A 17,458-nucleotide genomic window follows, 5' to 3' on the forward strand; every position below is an offset into this window, starting at 1 on the left:
GTGCGACGGTTTCTGATTGGCGACAGGTCGTTCGAAGAGGAATCGAACGAATTCCAGGCTATTCTTCCACGTGCTTACGAACAGGGGCTCCGTCCACATTGTCAGTGCAAGGAACCGCCGGTTCCGATGTATATCGCGCAACTCGAGGGGCAGCATTTCGTCAAACGCATGCCGCTTTCGGGGCGCGATCACGACCCGGCTTGCCCCTCCTACGACCCCCCTTACGAGTTGTCCGGCCTCGGTCCTTTAATCGGCAATGCCATCCAGGTCGATGCGAACGGCAGGGCAAACTTGAAGATTGATTTTTCGATGACGAAGAAAGGTCCGCGAGCGGCCGCACCTCAATCGGCGGGTGCGTCAGAGCGCGCCATTCGCAATGAGCCACAGAAGCTATCATTGCGCGCGATGTTGCACTACCTGTGGGAAATGGGTGAATTGACCGAATGGCGTTCCTCCTGGGCCGGAAAGCGCGGCTGGGGTCGGGTCCGCACGAGCCTAATGAACGCCGCGTCGCAAATGACGACTCGCGGCGGTCTGCTCAGCGACATGCTGTTTGTGCCGGAGACTTTCCGTCAGAAGGACAAGGAAGCAATTGCCGCGCGCCGAGCGACCGCACTTGCCGGTGCGCAAGCGTCCGGGACAGGACCGCGCAAACTGATGATTATGGTGGCGGAAGTGAAGGAGTTCATACCCGCGCGCGTGGGGCATCGGATCACGCTTCGGCATCTGCCCTTTCCACTCATGCTTGAACACGAAACATGGAAGCGGCTCAACGCCAAATACGAAACGGAACTGGAGTTATGGCGTTCGAACGATGAGCTGCATCTCGTTATGATTGCGACATTTGGGATTTCGGCATCCGGGGTCGCTGCCGTCGCAGAACTCGCGATGATGGTGGTGAACGGCAACTGGATCCCATTCGAAAACGTCCACGAACGTCATCTTCTGGAGAGACTGGGTGCGCTGCGACGCAAGTCCGTCAAAGGGCTACGCTTCAATCTCCCACAGGAGCAACCAATCGTGTCGGTCACCTTACCGGAAGAGCGGCCCTCCCCGGTCGCGATGTTCATCATCCCGGCCGGTGCAAGTGGGGACTACCAGCTGGCATTGGCGGAAATGATCGAGGCGAGACCAGAGATGACACCTTGGATTTGGTGCATCGCCGAGGGCGACATGCCGAAATTGCCGTGATCGCCAGAGTGCAGGAGGGATGGTTATTGTCTTTGCTGAGAGCAAGCTCGTTAGATGGTGAAGGAAGCAGCAAATGAAGGCATTCGTATCGTAAAGTTCAAGAACAGGCGCAGCCTTTCCGGCAGCGCCGCTCAATCTGGTAGAAATCAATCTCAGTCAAACGATAGATGCAGATTCTACGGACAGAGAAAGCGCACGGCGCCACGAGCCACAGCCCATTGCATCCTCGGCAACTTCTTTTCCGCTAAAGGCTGCCAGACAGCAGAGATGCCGTCATGCGGCGAGCCGATATAACTCGCTTTGCCGACGTCCTTTCTTCAGAGTTGGCCGATTGCCGCGATGTCGTCAATCGGCAATTTCAAGCACCGCGTCCTAGCGCCGCGGTCGGCGCTCCCAAGCATTACCTCGCAAGTTTTTCGCTCGCGAGGTAATGATCCTTGGCGTTTGCTCTTGTAAGGGACGCCTATTCGGCGCCCCAAGCCTCATCTTGCTCGTCCTGTTGTGCATGCATCCAGTCAGCGATTTCCTGTGCTTTGCTGGAAGCAGTGAAGATGGCGCGCTTGTCGGAATTCATCACGTCGAGCCACGACCGAATGTAGCGGGCATGGTCCGGCCGCGGCTCGACACTGAGACCCAGATCGGCGCAAATCATAGCACTCAGGAGCTCGACCGTGCATTCCTCCATCGCATAGGCTGCCGTGCCGAAGCGTCCGGAAAGATCGCGGTCGAGGCGGTGGCTGGCGCCAGATGCGTGACCGCATTCATGGAGCAGCACGGCATAGTAGGCGACCGCATCGCGGAAACACGCGAACCTTGGGATCTGCACCTGGTCCGTAGCCGGGCGATAATAGGCTTGCGAGCCGCCGTGGCAGATGTCAATGCCCAGAGCCGCGCAGAACCGTTCTGCCCTATCGATCCGCTTTGCCTCTGGCAACACCGGGATCTCGGGCGGTGTGTAGCCGTCGACCTGGGCGCAGTTAAAAACCGAGTAGCCGCGAGCGAACATGGAGCGGGCGGGTTCGTCACGATTTCCATCGCAGGCCTGGTCATCGGTTTTGTCGCGATCGTGGGTCTTCCAAAACACGACAAGGTGGCCGTGCTCGCCCTTACGAACCTGAGCGCCGAGCGCTTGCCATTGGTGGTAAGTGCCCCAGATCCCGGTGGGATAGCCGGCCGCGTGCGCCGCAGCCCAGAGTGAGAGGATGTTGACGCCGCGATAAGTCTTGCTTGAGGCGATGTTGACGGGCGTGGTGATGGCCGATCCGTCGTGATGCCAGGGCATCCGGTAGTCACCGGCGCCGGCCTCGATGGCCGCGATAATCTGGTTGGTGACGCGCTCGTAGATATCGACTTGTGTTTGGCGTCTGCGATCTGTGGTCATTGGTGCCTCCTTCAGCTCGCCCTCTCCGTCGAGGGCGAGGCGGCAGGGGCAGACGCGGGAGGCCGGCCCGTCACACCCTGTTCTCGGTGCTGGTGCGGAACAGGGTTGATGGGCTGGCAGCGTGTGCCACAACCGAGCCATGTCTCGACGGGCGGGCTGAAGGAGAGACCGATCATGATCGGCGCCCGAAGAGTCCGGGATCTTGCGCCACTCTCAACCGGCCTCGTCTCGCGAAGAGCGCTTGAAGAGACACCCTTGGCGACGAGATCAGGCCAGGCCTGTCGGAAGTTCCTCGGTGACGATAGCGTCTACGGCGAGCTCCAACGTCAGCACATGGATGTGTTTACAAGCGTTCGGTGGAGCCACATTTTCGATCGCCTTGGCACGGTGCGGGGGCGACGGTGGCTCGGCTTCGAAGGCACTGATGCACTCTCTAAGGGCTCTCCGGAAGGACCGCCGGTACCGCACTAAGGCAGCCTCGAGATGTGGCCGCCCCCTTCACCGCACCGTTCGCCATCACCCGGTTGACACCGACCTCGTCTGCATGACGGCGGCCGGCGCGCGGTTCGTTTTGACGGTAGTCGAGGGGTGCGATGGCCACCCGCAACACCGTGTCGCTCTCCGGCTAGAGCGCGCTCATCACGCCCATCAGCGCTACTGATGAACCGGTGTTTGCGCCGCTTGTCGCGCACAATGGCATCGCGCATTCATTGGCGTCGGTCGATCGAACAGGGGCCTTCATCCTCAGCGACTGAGAAACGCCATAGCTCGCGGGGCGATTGGTCAGGCTATCGGCCGACGGTTAGAACATGTGATCTCGGAAACGGGAATGAACCTGCTTAATGATCCGGCACCATCGGGTATTCAGACGGCGTTCATTGTCGCCAGCGTGGTCGCCAACGGAGAGGCATCGGTGGCAGACAAGGTGTCCGGCGTTGGAAATCAGCCACCGCAAGGCTGACGTTGGAGGGACACAGCGCGCTGTTTTTTATACGGGCTCAATCCGGCAGATTGATCTGCTGTATTTTCATTTAACCTAAGGGCGGGCAAGGCGTAGAGCCCGCGCACCCCTTCAGATGGCGTTCGTCGGAGACGGCAGAATGAGGCGGTAGAACTGGGACGGCGATTAGATTTCTGATTTGCTTAAATTGCAATCGAGGGCTACATTGAAAACATAGGTCACACTTTGCCGTTGACCACGGATGTACTGGCATCGGCATGGTGCGATCACGAAAGGTCGGGTTTAGCCCGGCCTTTTTTGTGGGATGACGCTTTTCGTGGTCCTGTGCCCGCCGCCAATTTGCTTCGCGGAGCCGTTTCAAAGCAAAACCACCGCTCCCCGTCGAGAGGTTGCTTTCGATAAGAATAAACCCGGCGGACATTCCCGCCGGGCTCTTTATCACATCAAGAGATCTTATCAGGCTCGCAGTTGCTCATGCGAATCCCGCGTTTCCACCTCTTCCATTTCGCGTTCCCGCTTGTTGTAGCGGATCGAAGACCAAAGCGAGATGCCGATGAGCGCAGCCCCACCGAGGCCGGTGATCACTTCCGGTATGTGGATCAGGGTCTGGAAGTACATGACCACCGAGAGGATCAGGATCGCGTAGAATGCGCCGTGCTCCAGATAGCGGTATTCGCTGAGCGTCCCCTTTTCGACGAGCATGATCGTCATCGAGCGCACATACATAGCGCCGATACCGAGGCCGATCGCGATGATGAAGAGGTTCTGCGTCAGCGCGAAGGCGCCGATAACGCCGTCGAACGAGAAGCTGGCATCGAGAACTTCGAGATAGAGGAAGGCACCGAAGCCGCCCTTTGCTGCAGCACTCATGGTTTCCTGCTGCGCATCGAGCAGGCCACCGACCACCTCGACCACGAGGAAGGTCAGAAGACCGTAGATCGCCGAATAGACGAAGGTGTGCACGTCTGCAGGCTCAAGCAGCGTCGAGAAGCCAAGGATCAGAGCAAGGACGAATGCGATCTCGACGCCCTTGATGGTCGCAAAACGTGCCATCTTGGTTTCGACCCACTTGATCCAGTGCACGTCCTTCTCATGGTCGAAGAAGTAGCTGAGACCGACCATCATCAGGAAGGTGCCGCCGAAGGCCGCGATCGGCAGATGCGCGTCGTTCATGATGCGCGCATATTCCTCGGGCTTGCTTGCCGCCAGAACGATCGCTTCAATCGGTCCGATCTTCGCTGCGATAACGACGATCAGGAGCGGGAAGACGATACGCATGCCGAAGACGGCGATGAGGATGCCCCAGGTCAGGAAGCGATGCTGCCACTCGGGCGTCATGTCCTTGAGCTTGTTGGCATTGACGATGGCATTATCGAAGGACAGGGAGATTTCGAGCACCGCAAGCACGGTGCAGATGAAGAAGACGGAGGCCATGCCACCGATGGTTCCGGTCGATTGCCAGCCGAGCCAAGCGCCGAGCACAAGGCCCACCGCTGTGACAATGAAGGCCCAGGTGAAATAGCCGAGCGCGCTCGAATGCGATTGAGGCTGGTTCATCGACGGACCTCCTTCGCGCGGACGACGCCGGATTCAGTGAAAAGATGGGGTTTCAAAACAGAAATGCGCACGACCGAAGGGGCACATGCGTGAGGCATGAGATCAGTTTTCATGAGAGCTAATCCGCCGGCTAATTTGCTGGCGGTACCGACATCACGAGAGCGCCGTAAAAACTCTCGCCAGAGGGGCCCGGCACCAGTGTTCATCCCGCGGTCCGATGTCTGGAGACGGGAGCACTTTTCTAATTAGCAGCGTCCGGTGGAAGGTCAAGGGGGCACCGGCGCCCGGGCGCCCTTCTCCCATTTGGAGAAGCCGGCTGCAGCGGCGCCGTGCCCCCTCCGTCGGCCGGAGGCAGGGAATTGGAGCAAACCAAACGAGCCCGGCTGCGGCTCTATGCATCTGTTGAACAGATACTCCGATTCATTCGCAAAACTTATGGTTCCATATGCAGACAGCAATGGATCGACTGGGCGGAATGTGGCATGGCGTGCGCAACTTTCTGAAGGCCGGATATGACTGCTATCACCACCCCCCTTACCGTCCCGAACGCCGCCCGAACAGGCGTCCTCATCATGCTGCTCGGCATGTTGATGTTTTCGCTGAACGACGTGATGGGTAAATGGCTGGTCGCGACCTATTCCGTCAGCCAGTTGATGGTGATCCGCAGCATCGCGGCGCTCCTGTTCCTCTCGCCCTTCATTCTGAGGCGCGGCCTGCGCTCGATGTTTCAGGTCGAGCGGCCTGGCCTCCAGGCGCTCCGCTCGCTGCTCTTTGCGATCGATGCCTCCGCTTTCTACTTCGCCGTCGCCTACATGCCGCTTGCCGATACCATGACCTACTGGCTAGCCGCGCCGATCTATGTGGCGGCAGCCTCGCCGTTTCTGCTCGGCGAGAAGGTCGGCTGGCGGCGCTGGACGGCGATCCTCATCGGCTTTGCCGGCGTGTTGATCGCGCTCGAACCCTCCAAGGAAAGCTTCAGCCTGCCGGCACTGATCGCGCTTGCGGGCAGCGCCGCCTTCGCCTTCGCACTGATGCTCGGTCGTACCCTGCGTTCGACACCGGACACGACGCTGGTTTTCTGGCAGATCGTCGGCGCACTGATCTTCTCGCTCGTCGGCGTTGCGGCCAACCCTTCCGGCTGGGCACCGGTCGACGGCGAGGCCTTGATGCAACTCGGCATGCTCGGCATCGTCGCGATGCTGGCGCACATCTTGGTCAACCGCTCCCTCAAGCTTGCCGACGCGGCCACCGTCGTACCCTTGCAATACACGCTGCTTTTCTGGGCCGTTTTCTTCGGTTGGTTCTTCTTCGGCGACACACCCCGCCCAACGGTGCTGGTTGGCGCCGCCTTGATTGTCGCCTCGGGCCTCTTCATCTTCTTCCGCGAACAGCAATTGAAGAAGCGGCAGGCCAAGGCCTGAGATTGGTCCATCCAAGGGGTTTCGTTGGGCATCGCTCTCTGCTACTCCGCCTGCATTCAACGCTGAAGGAGACACAGATGGCCAAGGCGATCCATTCGATGATCCGCGTCCTCGACGAAACGAAGTCGGTCGACTTCTATCGCCTGGCCCTCGGGCTCAAGGTCGCCGAAAGGCTCGATTTTGAGACCTTTACGCTGGTCTATCTCAGCAATGAGGCGAGCGAGTTCGAGCTCGAGCTGACGATCAACAAGGATCGGAGCGAGCCCTATGCGCTCGGTGACGGCTATGGTCATCTGGCGCTTTCGGTCGACGATCTCGACGCCGAGCATCAGCGCGTGGCAGATGCGGGCCTCGCCCCCGGCAAGATCGTTGCCTTCAATCGCGATGGCGCCCTGCTTGCCCGCTTCTTCTTCCTGGTCGATCCCGACGGCTACAAGATCGAAGTCCTTCAGCGTCACGGTCGCTACAAGTGACATCCGACTGACGCCGACAATCAACCAAAACAATACCGGTTATCGCGCCTATCTATTTCGCTTATAGGCCAGAGCGACATAGTCTTCTCCGGAAGCATCAAGAATGATGCAAACAAGGGGAACGCGAATGAAGAAGCAGATTGCAGCAGCCATGCTAGCCATCATGGCAGCAACCGCCTCATCGGCTCAGGCAGCGGAAAAAATCAAGATCGGCACGGAGGGTGCCTATCCTCCCTTCAACTTCATCGATCCCGCCGGCAAGATCGGCGGCTTCGATGTAGATATCGGCCTCGCGCTCTGCGAGCGCATGAAGGTCGAGTGCGAGGTGGTTGCCCAGGACTGGGACGGCATCATTCCCGGTTTGCTTGCCAAGAAATATGACCTGATCATCGCCTCGATGTTCATCACCGAGGAACGCAAGAAGCAGGTCGCCTTCACCAATCCCTATTACCTCGCTGCCATGACGCATGCGGCGCCAAAGGGCTCCGGCATCACCGAATTCACCAATGAGGCCCTCAAGGGCAAGGTGATAGGGGCGCAATCCGGAACCACCCAGGCCGAATACATCACCGCCACCTACCCCGATGCGGAGATCAAGCTCTATCCGACCCAGGACGAGGCCAATCTCGATATGGTCAACGGCCGGCTTGATCTGCAGGTTGGCGACATGCTGCCGCTGCTCGACTGGGTGACGAAGAACGATGATGGCAAGAATTGCTGCGAACTCATCGGCGAGCCGATTACCGACAAGAAGTTTGTCGGCGAAGGTGTCGGTATCGCCGTCCGCCAGGACGACAACGACTTCCGCGAGAAACTCAACAAGGCGCTCGACGAAATCCGTGCCGATGGCACCTACAAGAAGATCAACGACAAGTATTTCTCGATCGACGTCTACACGATGAAGTGAGGCGCTCAGCACTCCTTAAGAGGTCCGGCCGCGCCCGTCATGGGCGCGGTCGGCCATTCTCAATCGTTTCTTGCTGCGCGCTCCGCGCGACGAAGGCCTCCGAATTCGGGATCGTTGATGAGCGACGCCAAGGCCCAATAGCCTTCGAGCCATTCGGCCTCGCCCTCCCAGCCGCCATCGACGAGCCGTCTAAGATTTTCGAGCGAGCGCTGGCGTTCACCGACCAGAGCCCAGGCACCAGTTGCCTGGAACCGATACCAGGCGATGTGCTCGCTCACCGCTCCAGATGAACACCCAACTCCTGGCTCCAAGCGCCCCGGCCGGTCATGCCAACGCGCTGGCATACCTGATCCGAGGTTGGCGGAAAGGAGGACAGGCGCTAAACCTCCTTCGTGAAGATTTGAGATGGCTTCGATCAGGAAACAACGGGCATCAGGGGGCCGGCATGTTCGATCTCAGCGGAAAGACGGCGCTGGTCACAGGCGGAGGCCGCGGGCTTGGCCTTGAAATGGCGAAGGCCCTGGCGACAGCCGGCGCTGCGGTGGCGATCAATGGCCGCAACCGCGAGGCGCTTGAGGCTGTGCGTCGGCAGTTCGCCGAAGATGGCATCGTGCTGGAAATCGCACCGGGCGATGTGGCGACGGATGCCGCACAGATTGTCGATGCGGCAGCAGCGGGTACCGGGCAGCTCGATATCCTGATCCATGCGGTCGGCGAGCGCGACCGGCGTGGCACCGATGCCATGGATACTGCCTCCTTTGCGGCGCTGGTCAACGCGGATCTGACGGCGGCCTATGGGATGGCGAAGACCGCGCTTCCCTACCTGCGCCGCTCGGCTTCCGGGCGGCTGATCTTCGTCACCTCCATTGCCGCCTTTGCTGCACGAGCAGGCGACCCGGCCTACACGGCCGCAAAAGGTGGCCTCGACGCACTCACCCGCTCGCTTGCGGTCGAGCTCGGTTCCGACACGCTGACGGTCAACGCGATCGCGCCCGGCTGCCGATCCGACGCTCCAGGCTTTCGTCGACGTTCGCATTCCCCTGAAGCGCTGGGGCCGACCGGAAGAGATCGCGCCGGCGGCGGTTTTCCTGGCTTCGCCCGCTGCAAGCTTCGTCAACGGCATTACACTGACAGTTGATGGCGGCATGACGGTGCAGATGTAACCGCCACGGATCTCGAACAGCGTCACAGTCTCTCGTTCGGCAATTCTTCGGCGAGAAGCGCCGCGAGACTGGAGGCCGCCTTTCCCGCTTTCCGCTTGAGCCGCAGGCTGAACTCAGCGTTCGGCAACGCCGGCAGAGAGAGAGCCTGGGGCGCGACCGCGACCCCCTCGCCTACAAATCGCGCAGTCCGCGCCGTGATCGCGATGCCGCTGCGGACTGCCGCACGCAATCCGGAAAGGCTCGGACTGGTCGCCGCGATGCGATAGGCGATACCCGCCTGATCGAGCGCACGGGTGGCCGCCGAGCGAAACCCGCATGGCGGGTCCAGTACCGCGACCGGCAACTCGCTACTGGGGGGAACCGGATCGGTGGATGCGGACAACCACAACATCGGCTCGGTCAGCACCGCAATCTCGTCCGGTTGCACACCCTCGCGCATGACGATCAGGACATCGATCGCCCCTTGATCGTAATTGGTCGTCAGTTCCCGCGAACGACCGACCCGGAGATCGAGCCGCACGCGCGGATGGGTTCGGGCAAAGACGCGCAGGAGATCAGGCAAATTGCTGTCGGCGAAGTCCTGGGTGCAGCCAAGAGCCAGACGTCCATCGGCCTTTGCACCCTTGAGGCTCAGCCACGCATCGCGATGGACTTCGAGGATCCGTTGGGCGTGAACGAGCAGTTCCTCTCCGGCCGGCGTGAGGACACGCCCTCTTCCCGATTGAGCCAGAAGCGGCTCTCCCACCATTGCCTCCAATCGCTGCATCTGCGCGGTAACCGCGGAAGCGGTGCGGCCTACCGCGGCAGCCGCGTGAGCGAGCGAGCCGCCTTCGGCAAAGGCGAGGAACGTTCGGAGCAGGTCAGGATCGAAGGCTTGCATAGCTTCAATATAATCGAATTATAAATACCAAACAATTCGATTTTTCTTTACTGAGAGCGATGGCAGATTGAGCTCAACAGCGCATAATCCTCAAAAGGAGCCTTCAATGCCTATCCTCAACGTCACCGTCAGCGGCAAGGCCGACGCAGCTCTCTCCTCTCGTATCGCAGCGGCGGTCAGCGAACTAACGGCCACCCACCTGCGCAAGGACCCGACGATTACCGCAATCGTCGTGTCCTACATCGATCCGACCCACTGGTTCGCCGGCGGCAAATCACTGGCCGAACAGGACCTGAACAGCTTCTGGCTGGACATCAAGGTCGTAGACGGGACAAACACCAAGCCGGAAATGGCCGCCTATCTGGAAGCGGTATACGGTCGCTTCGAGCAACTGCTCGGCAGGCTGCATTCGGAGAGCTACATCCTCGTTCACGAGGTTCCTGCCGCCGCTTACGGCTATGGTGGAAAGACCCAGGAGTTTCGCTACATCAGCGGCAAGCTCAAGGCCACGGTATAGCTAAGGACACTCTGCTCAATTCGACACACGCCTCCGCGCAGTCCGAATTGCTTGGAGCGCCTGCTCTTCGGCGGCGCGGCGGATAACGACCCAAGCGGAATCGCCACCTACAGCCAGGTTGGCGCGCAATTCAGCTTCGCGATCGGCTGGACGGTTCTGATCTTCTATCCGTTCCTTGTCGGCGTGCAGGGGCTAAGCGCCCGGATTGGTGCCGTGCCGGACCAGGGTCTCGCGCGGAACCTGAGGCCGCATTACCCAGCATCATTGGCGCGCGTGGCGACGTTGATGTTGTTGATTGCAAACGCCATCAACATTGGCGCCCATCTTGCCGCCATGGGTGCTGCCCTGCAGCTCCTCGCCGGTGGCCTCCAGCTGGTCTATGCGGTGGTCTTTGGCATTGCTGCGTGTTGCTCGAGATTTTCGTGCGTTACCGCCGCTATGCGGACATTCGTAAAATGGCTGACGCTTTCACGCTTTGCCTATGTCGCGGTCGTCTTCGCCGTCGATGTTTCGTGGATGGAAGCGGCGCGGGGTGTTTTCGTTCCATCATTCACCTTTGGCGGCGAACAGGCAACGGCGCTCGTCGCCGTGCTTGGAACGACGACGATCAGCCCCTATCTGCTTTTCTGGCAGGCAGGCCAAGAAGTCGAAGAACTCGAGCGGCGACATCGCCCGAGACTGGGCACGTCCCCGCAGGCGGCGGGCCGGAGCTCATTCGTATCGAGAGCGACACCATCGTCGGCATGGCGCTATCCGATGTCGACGCCCTGTCGATCATGATCGCGACCGCCGCAACGCTCCACGCAAACGGAACACATTGAAACTTCGGCACAGGTCGCCGAGGCTCTGCGGCCGGTCGCCGGAAATGTAGCTTTCGCGTTTTTCGCCGCCGGCATCATTGGGACGGGCATATTGGGCAGTCCTGTGCTTGCGGATTGGTCGGGGTAGATCCGTTCCTATTGCTCTGTTGGAGCGCCGTGATCAACGGTGTGCTCGCCGGTCCCGTCATCGCCATCATGACGATCATGGCCGCCAACCGCCGCATCATGGGCCAACCCAGGGCGCCCTGGTGGATGTTGACGCTCGGCGGCGCGCCCGCCCTGGCGATGCTGTCAACAGTTGGATTGTTCTTGCTTTGGCAACACCGCCGAGAGAACAGCCCCGCTCCTACCGGAAACCCCCAGAGGCGCGAGTGGCTTGCCGGGTGTGCCATGAATACTGACTCCAGCTCCTCGATCCGGCACCTTCCCTCAGCTCCTTCTTCGGTTTGGTTTCTTCCAACGGCATGCCCAAGGCTCGGCGCTGATACCCTCTGGGGACTGCCCGTGTGGAAGGAGGAACATAAAGGCCAACCGCGCATTGTTAAAAGAGCAACCATCCTATCCCGAAAGGCAGTTTTCCCCATGCCTTCCACCCTTATGAAGGAAGAGCAAACGCAGCCGCTGGAAACTCAGGTCGTTGATCTCATTCCAGCATTGCGAGCGTTTGCACGCACGTTTGTCACCTCTAACTTCGAGGCGGATGATCTTCTGCAGGAAACACTTTTCCGGGCGCTGCGCGGTATTGATGGGTTCGCGCCCGGCACAAATCTGAAGTCGTGGCTCTTCACCATCATGCACAATGCCTTCCGCACTCAGTACAAATTGCGTCGACGTGAAGCGCCAGGCGTCATCAACTGCGCCGAATTGCCAATACCAATGGCACCGCCGCAGGAGTGGTGTGTGTTGAACGGCGAATTGCGCACGGCGCTGGAAACGTTGGCCCCCGTCCATAGGGAGGTTCTTGTCCTCGTCGCCGGCTATGGCCTGAGCTACAAGGAGGCAGCTGACATCTGCGACTGCGCCGTTGGAACCATCAAGAGCAGGCTAAGCCGGGCTCGTGACGAGCTCGCCTACCGCATGAACGGTGTGCGGGTTGAATGAACCGGCACTGTCGTATCACTGCAGGAACATAAGGTAGACGGCGCCGACGATCGTCAGGCCAAAGAGAACGACGAAAGTTCGTTTCGCGACGCGATCGGTGTTCTGGCCACGAACCGCGCGGCGAGCGATGTCGGCGCGGGCAAGCCCCGCCTCGCTCAGATCAGCGTCGCCGGACCCAAGGCCCGCAGCAGCGTCTTCATGATCCGCGCCACTGACGACCTCCTCAAGCAGGTGCAGCCTGCGCCTGTATTCGGCGCCACTTTTGCCCTGGCGCTCAAGTTGGGCAAGGTTGTCGCCAAGATCTGCCCGCTTCACCTCAAGGGTTAGCTCATTGGCAGCGGCGCGGATCGTCAGTGCGTCCTTCGTTTCACCTGGTCGCCGTGTCAGACATTCAACGGCAGCCACGACCTCGGGCGAAAAGCCGGAATCCAACAGCCTTCCAGCTGTCCATCCCGGCGCTTTTTCGAGGATGTCGTGCAGGAAGGCAACCGTCTTGGCCTTGTCACCGTGAACGGCATCGGCAACGCGCTGGCAATGCCTGACGTAGGGTTCACCTGCCTTGTCGCGCTGGCCAGCATGGGCGTGCACGGCGACTTCGCGCGCCCAGGCACGTTCTTCCGGCGCGGACAGCAGCACTGGGGAGCGCCATAGCGAGCGCCTGTCGCGGGTGTCAGGCATCGTCAGGGCCGTTGGTTGTGGGCACCACCGGGAGCGGTCACGCCCTTGAGGCCAATGCCTGCAAGCGCAGGATCGCGACGCGCCGCATCCGCCAGCGATACGATGCCGACGAGCCGCTTGTTGCGATCGACCACCGGCAAGCGGCGCACCTGCACATCACCCATGTTGCGGGCGACTTCGGACACGTCTTCGTCGTCAAAGCAGTATTTCACGTCGGCAGTCATGATATCGCTGACGCGCGTCTTGCCATCGCGACCGTCTGCGACGCAGCGTACGACAATATCGCGGTCGGTGATCATGCCAACCAGGCGATCGCTTTCGCGCACCGGCAGAAAGCCGATATCGTTTGCGGCCATTTCGCGCGCCACCGTCGAGATCATATCGTCAGGGCTCGCAACGTGAACGTCCCTTGTCATGATGTCAGCAATTCGCATGTGAAGTCTCCTCTCTTGTCCAAGCTTCTCTTGTTCAGGCGTCATCAGCGGCGCGACCGGCTTTTCCTCGGGGAGCGGTTGACGGCGCAACGAGGGTTCCGGTTTCGTCGTCGGCTCCGCCAGTCGGATGGGGATGCTCACGCTCGGCAAACTCACGGCGGGCCTGTTCCCAATGGCGCTGGTCCTTGCCTTCAGGCCGTCCCTCGCTTTCCCAGATCGCATAGGCGCGCCGGCGAATGACTTCCTCCCTGTCATCCATGAGAGATGACCCTCCTCAAGTGTTGCGTTCTGCAAACTCTGAGGCGATGGATTTGTTCCGGTTCCACCTCGGCAGCCCCCTGCACCGGTGAATTGCCGACACCTCGGACGTACCGTGCGCAACGATCCCCAAAACTTCACGGAACTATGCCGGAAAACGTTGGTTCTTCATGGGAGACGAGGAAAGAGGAATGAGCCCGAGCCCACATAGACCCGGCGAGCCACAGCCGCCCGTTCCACAGCCGACCCGGACACCGCCCCCGATCGAGGAACCAGAACCCGAAGATCTGCCGGATGAAAAGCGGACGCCGAACCCGGACGAAGTCCGAGAACCACCCATTCACACCCTACGGTACCTGTCATTCGGGCAACCGGGGAATCGCTATCAGTTCGGCCCGAATGGGCTTTCGCTGTAAATGGTCGACATCAACTCTTGCAGCCACGCATCGAGCGGCTGCTCTCGCTCTCTTGTGGCCGCCAAGACGATCGCGCGTTCGAGCGTGCGCTCTACGAGGGAGTCCGCGGCCTTGACGCTCGACATCAGCACCCTGGCCCTGAGGCGCAGGCCGGCGATGAGATCTGTCACGAGTTGATCGGGCAAGCCCGCGCGGAGCGGGGCAAGGGTCGACATGTTCAGGAAATAGTGCTCGAAAACCGGACTCACTAGGTCAGACGAACCGGCGCATTTGCTAAGGCGCGCCACCGACCTGAACCGCTCAGGAACACTCAAATCGTGGTAGCCGCTGAAGAAGATCAAGGGCACCGATCGGCGTGCTAGCTCGTCCGCTACGGGAAAGACCAACTCTCCGTTCAGGTTGATGTCGAGGACAGCGACCTGAATGTCGTCCGCGGTCGACAGGCTTTTCAAGGCTTCTTGCACCGTTTTGCACCGTTGGGATGGGGCCGATGATGGTCGCTCCAGCTCTTTCGAGCCACAGGGCGATGTCATTTGCGAGATAGAACTCATCCTCCGCCACCAGCACCCGCAAATGCTGCAGGTCCGGCATCATGTTGCGTCCTCGATCTTTCTTTCCACCTTAGTTCGCTTGGCGTTGCGCGCGCTCGGTGGCCGATGCTGCGGCTCGCTGGGAATCGAGAGCCCTCTGCAGCCTGTTGGCGAGTATCAACAGCCGATCCGGGATGTCGTCGACCCGCCCCGTGACCGCGTTGAACGAGTGGGGAGCCGGATCACCCATCAGCAAGTGATTGTTCTTACCGTCTGTCTTCTTGCCCGAAGCCATCGCTTCTACCCTAGTCATCCATTAAATTGCTTTGTCGGGCATGCTCGCCGCCGATAGTCGCGAAACCGATGGCAGGATACCCCCTCCGGGCGAAGAAGCCAAGCTTTCCGGGTCTCTGGCTGCGGTGGCGTCGCTCTGGAACAAAAGGCGACGTCGCCTGTTTGGCCCGTATGAAATCCGCAGCACCGATCAGATACGCGCGCATCTTTGGCCGAAATAGATCGTCGGCCAGCGTGGTAGGTACCGCCACATTCGCCGCCCTGACTACCCTGCTGGCAGCCGGAGCGACATTTTCCCAGCCGGACGATGGGACACCACCTGCTGATTGCCAAACCGGCCCGGCCGACCCGCAAGGCGAGCAGCCCGACACGTGGGTGCAAAAACTGGAAAAATGTGGCGGGGTTCTCATCCCGCCCCGGACCGGTGATCACGAAATGGTCGAACCCGCCCCGCCAACCGGGAAAACGCGCATTATTAAACCCCGCGAACTGGCGCCCGATCAAGGCCCTGGTCAAGACACTCAGCAATGATCCTCTGAACATCGGGGCCTCCATCTCAGCGCGGTCATGTCGATTGGCTAATGGCAGCACTACCGGCCTGCGCTCGAGGTAACATGCTCTACCGACGTCTTGGCACTGAAGACCTGGCGTCGGCCCTCTGTGATCTCCAATTCACGAATAGCCGACTTCGCCGCATCGAGTTTCGCTTCGACCTGCACAATCCTCTTATACATGGTGAGGATCGCTGCCGAGACCACGAGAATATCGGCGATCACGATGACGACCGCCCCGGTAACGCCTTCAATGCCAAACAGGAGCAGCGTGACAGCGCCGACAAGCACCGCAATCGCGCTATGGCATATCTGGAGTACCGACCTTTGTCGCGCTATAGCGAGGCCGTCAGAAGACTGCGCCTGAGTCTGGGCGATATACCCGACACGGATCGTACGCAATCGATCACGCTCGTCGGCTATGCCGGGCGAAGGCAAGACTGGCACTCAGCCTTGCTTACTCTGCTGCCGCAGACGGCGAACGCGCCCTGGTCATCGATGCCGATCTCAGGGTTTCGGCTACCACCGCCTTCTTTGGCATGACGGAGAAGTCGATCTTCTCACGCTCCCGATCGATCCGGCCAAGGCAATCCACCTGGATGAGCGCTTGGCATTCACGTTCTGCCAGCTGGCGCAAAAGCAGTGAACCCTCCCGCCCTTCTCGCATCGGCGCGCATGCGATCGCTCGTCAACGAGTTCCGGGCCACCTATGACACCGCGATCATCGATGCGCCGCCGGTCGGCCCGGTGGCAGACGCCTCCATTCTTGCCGGCCATTCCGACAAGGCCGTCTTCGTCGTGAAGTGGCGTGACACGTCGTGCGAGCATCATCCATGGCGTGCACATCCTGCCTTTCGTGCATATCGTCACCGCCCAGAAGCTCAACATTCCTTGCAGCCGAGCGTCTGACCGCCCGGTTCACGCGCGCCTTCATCGACGATTTCCCACCATATCGGCAGCCCCGCGCAGCACTCTCGTTCATTCGGGTTTCGACCTGACGCGCTTCTCCGAGGCCAATTGGCCGAATGAGGCGCCGCGGCTTCTCGGCATTGCGCCAGGCGCGCCCAAGCCACCGGTCGTGTTGATGCTGGCGGCGCTTGAGGAGCCTCAATGGCGAAAAGGCCGTCGCCGCACTCATTCATGGCCGGAATGTCGATTTTGTCCCTCACCGTCGGCGACAACGTCTATGCGGCCCCGGGGCGTAATGCAGTCTTTGCCGGCCACGAACACAACTACTACCGAGAAATCCGGGACGATAATGGAGACGGACTGCAGCTCCCCTACACGACAACCGGTCTCGGCGGCGCGGGCCGCGATGTCCACAATGTCGGCGCCAGCCTTTTGACGATCACCGATCAGCGCATGCTAATCGAGTTCTACACCGTCACGAGTTCAACGGGACGACCACGACCAGTTCCCTCACGGACTCCTTCTTCATCGCAACGGCAGGCCGTGTGCCGACCATCGCCAATGCGGCTATGTGCTGAACGGCACCACAGGCGACGACTATCTCTGGGGACTTGGAAGCAATGCAACGCTAACGGGCGGACGCGGCAGATACGCTGGTCGGCGGCAAGAACAACAATTTGTTCGTTTTCCAGGTCGGCGACGGCAACGACACGATCCTGAACTTCCGCGCCGGCGCTGCAACGGGCGATCTCCTCAATCTGCGGGCGTTCGGCATCGACAGCGGCAGCGAGTTCCGCCAGGTGGCAGCGATCCAAGGCGCGAACGTGGTCGCCAACCTCAGCAGTACGGACCCCCTGACATTGTTCGGCGTGCGTGCCGAACAGCTCCACGACGACAACTGGTCAGGCCTGCTTGTCTGAATGAACTGCCCCGCGTGCTGCTTGCCCAAGCAATGATGACAAAAGCCGGTGCCCTGACAGACAGGGCGCCGGCTTTGTTTTTTTCCAGAGCTTTA

The 17,458-nt window shown here is 60.4% G+C and carries 19 protein-coding genes and 2 pseudogenes; 11 read left to right on the forward strand and 10 right to left on the reverse strand.

The window, feature by feature from the left end; translation table 11 throughout:
* Entirely contained in the window at positions 1–1,191 is a 1,191-nt protein-coding gene (locus tag LAC81_RS20520) for a DUF1173 domain-containing protein (RefSeq protein ID WP_223729079.1), read from the forward strand.
* A 463-nt stretch (positions 1,192–1,654) separates the two neighbouring features.
* On the opposite strand, the gene LAC81_RS20525 is transcribed toward LAC81_RS20520, so the two are convergent.
* Positions 1,655–2,572 (reverse strand): ArdC family protein, encoded by a 918-nt coding sequence (locus LAC81_RS20525; protein ID WP_223729080.1) that lies wholly within the window; start codon positions 2,570–2,572, stop codon positions 1,655–1,657.
* An 829-nt stretch (positions 2,573–3,401) separates the two neighbouring features.
* Here LAC81_RS20525 and LAC81_RS38345 point away from each other — a divergent pair.
* Complete coding sequence (locus LAC81_RS38345) at positions 3,402–3,533, forward strand: hypothetical protein (protein WP_268906830.1); 132 nt, start codon at positions 3,402–3,404, stop codon at positions 3,531–3,533.
* A 456-nt stretch (positions 3,534–3,989) separates the two neighbouring features.
* Here LAC81_RS38345 and LAC81_RS20530 read toward each other — a convergent pair whose 3' ends face one another.
* Positions 3,990–5,090, reverse strand: a complete 1,101-nt coding sequence (locus LAC81_RS20530) for a DUF475 domain-containing protein (RefSeq protein WP_223729081.1) — start codon at positions 5,088–5,090, stop codon at positions 3,990–3,992.
* A 512-nt stretch (positions 5,091–5,602) separates the two neighbouring features.
* Here LAC81_RS20530 and LAC81_RS20535 point away from each other — a divergent pair.
* The 3 genes from LAC81_RS20535 to LAC81_RS20545 all read left to right on the forward strand — a co-directional run bounded on the left by LAC81_RS20535 (position 5,603) and on the right by LAC81_RS20545 (position 7,891).
* The gene (locus tag LAC81_RS20535) at positions 5,603–6,511 is read left to right on the forward strand and encodes a DMT family transporter (protein ID WP_223729082.1); all 909 of its coding nucleotides are present in this window, start codon (positions 5,603–5,605) and stop codon (positions 6,509–6,511) included.
* Positions 6,512–6,588: 77 nt separating this feature from the next.
* Positions 6,589–6,984, forward strand: coding sequence for a VOC family protein (locus LAC81_RS20540; RefSeq protein ID WP_223729083.1), 396 nt, complete (start codon positions 6,589–6,591; stop codon positions 6,982–6,984).
* Between the two features lie 127 nt (positions 6,985–7,111).
* A complete protein-coding gene (locus LAC81_RS20545) occupies positions 7,112–7,891 on the forward strand; it encodes an ABC transporter substrate-binding protein (RefSeq protein WP_223729084.1) in 780 nt (259 codons plus the stop codon).
* A gap of 59 nt (positions 7,892–7,950) precedes the next feature.
* Here the strand turns inward: LAC81_RS20545 and LAC81_RS20550 are convergent, their stop codons facing one another.
* The gene (locus tag LAC81_RS20550; protein WP_223729085.1) at positions 7,951–8,169 is read right to left on the reverse strand and encodes a hypothetical protein; all 219 of its coding nucleotides are present in this window, start codon (positions 8,167–8,169) and stop codon (positions 7,951–7,953) included.
* Positions 8,170–8,336: 167 nt separating this feature from the next.
* Between LAC81_RS20550 and LAC81_RS20555 the strand changes: the two are divergent.
* Positions 8,337–9,054: pseudogene (locus tag LAC81_RS20555) on the forward strand (SDR family oxidoreductase).
* A gap of 22 nt (positions 9,055–9,076) precedes the next feature.
* Here LAC81_RS20555 and LAC81_RS20560 read toward each other — a convergent pair.
* Positions 9,077–9,934 (reverse strand): LysR substrate-binding domain-containing protein, encoded by an 858-nt coding sequence (locus LAC81_RS20560; protein WP_223729086.1) that lies wholly within the window; start codon positions 9,932–9,934, stop codon positions 9,077–9,079.
* Between the two features lie 106 nt (positions 9,935–10,040).
* Between LAC81_RS20560 and LAC81_RS20565 the strand changes: the two genes are divergently transcribed.
* From LAC81_RS20565 to LAC81_RS20575, 3 genes are all read left to right on the forward strand, one after another.
* On the forward strand, positions 10,041–10,451 hold the full coding sequence (locus LAC81_RS20565; protein WP_223729087.1) for a tautomerase family protein: 411 nt from the start codon (positions 10,041–10,043) through the stop codon (positions 10,449–10,451).
* A gap of 51 nt (positions 10,452–10,502) precedes the next feature.
* Entirely contained in the window at positions 10,503–11,231 is a 729-nt protein-coding gene (locus tag LAC81_RS20570; protein WP_223729088.1) for a divalent metal cation transporter, read from the forward strand.
* Positions 11,232–11,428: 197 nt separating this feature from the next.
* On the forward strand, positions 11,429–12,373 hold the full coding sequence (locus tag LAC81_RS20575; RefSeq protein WP_223729089.1) for a sigma-70 family RNA polymerase sigma factor: 945 nt from the start codon (positions 11,429–11,431) through the stop codon (positions 12,371–12,373).
* A 15-nt stretch (positions 12,374–12,388) separates the two neighbouring features.
* On the opposite strand, the gene LAC81_RS38430 is transcribed toward LAC81_RS20575, so the two are convergent.
* The 6 genes and pseudogenes from LAC81_RS38430 to LAC81_RS20610 form a co-directional block, all read right to left on the reverse strand.
* Positions 12,389–13,051 carry an HD domain-containing protein gene (locus LAC81_RS38430; protein WP_328717740.1) on the reverse strand — a complete coding sequence of 221 codons (663 nt, stop codon included), beginning with the start codon at positions 13,049–13,051 and terminating at the stop codon, positions 12,389–12,391.
* Between the two features lie 2 nt (positions 13,052–13,053).
* Positions 13,054–13,485, reverse strand: a complete 432-nt coding sequence (locus tag LAC81_RS20585) for a CBS domain-containing protein (protein WP_223729090.1) — start codon at positions 13,483–13,485, stop codon at positions 13,054–13,056.
* Between the two features lie 150 nt (positions 13,486–13,635).
* Positions 13,636–13,744, reverse strand: a pseudogene (locus tag LAC81_RS38535) (DUF2934 domain-containing protein); the annotation flags it as partial.
* A 384-nt stretch (positions 13,745–14,128) separates the two neighbouring features.
* Positions 14,129–14,623 carry a response regulator gene (locus LAC81_RS20600; RefSeq protein WP_223729093.1) on the reverse strand — a complete coding sequence of 165 codons (495 nt, stop codon included), beginning with the start codon at positions 14,621–14,623 and terminating at the stop codon, positions 14,129–14,131.
* A gap of 157 nt (positions 14,624–14,780) precedes the next feature.
* Positions 14,781–14,984 carry a hypothetical protein gene (locus tag LAC81_RS20605; protein ID WP_223729094.1) on the reverse strand — a complete coding sequence of 68 codons (204 nt, stop codon included), beginning with the start codon at positions 14,982–14,984 and terminating at the stop codon, positions 14,781–14,783.
* A 589-nt stretch (positions 14,985–15,573) separates the two neighbouring features.
* Positions 15,574–15,936, reverse strand: coding sequence for a hypothetical protein (locus tag LAC81_RS20610; protein ID WP_223729095.1), 363 nt, complete (start codon positions 15,934–15,936; stop codon positions 15,574–15,576).
* Positions 15,937–16,209: 273 nt separating this feature from the next.
* On the opposite strand from LAC81_RS20610, the gene LAC81_RS20615 reads away from it, so the two are divergent.
* Positions 16,210–16,443: a hypothetical protein gene (locus tag LAC81_RS20615; RefSeq protein WP_223729096.1), complete on the forward strand. Its 234-nt coding sequence runs from the start codon at positions 16,210–16,212 to the stop codon at positions 16,441–16,443.
* A 677-nt stretch (positions 16,444–17,120) separates the two neighbouring features.
* Positions 17,121–17,363 (forward strand): hypothetical protein, encoded by a 243-nt coding sequence (locus LAC81_RS20620; RefSeq protein WP_223729097.1) that lies wholly within the window; start codon positions 17,121–17,123, stop codon positions 17,361–17,363.
* The last annotated feature ends 95 nt before the right edge of the window (positions 17,364–17,458 follow it).

This window comes from Ensifer adhaerens (assembly GCF_020035535.1).
Taxonomy (GTDB): Bacteria; Pseudomonadota; Alphaproteobacteria; order Rhizobiales; family Rhizobiaceae; genus Ensifer.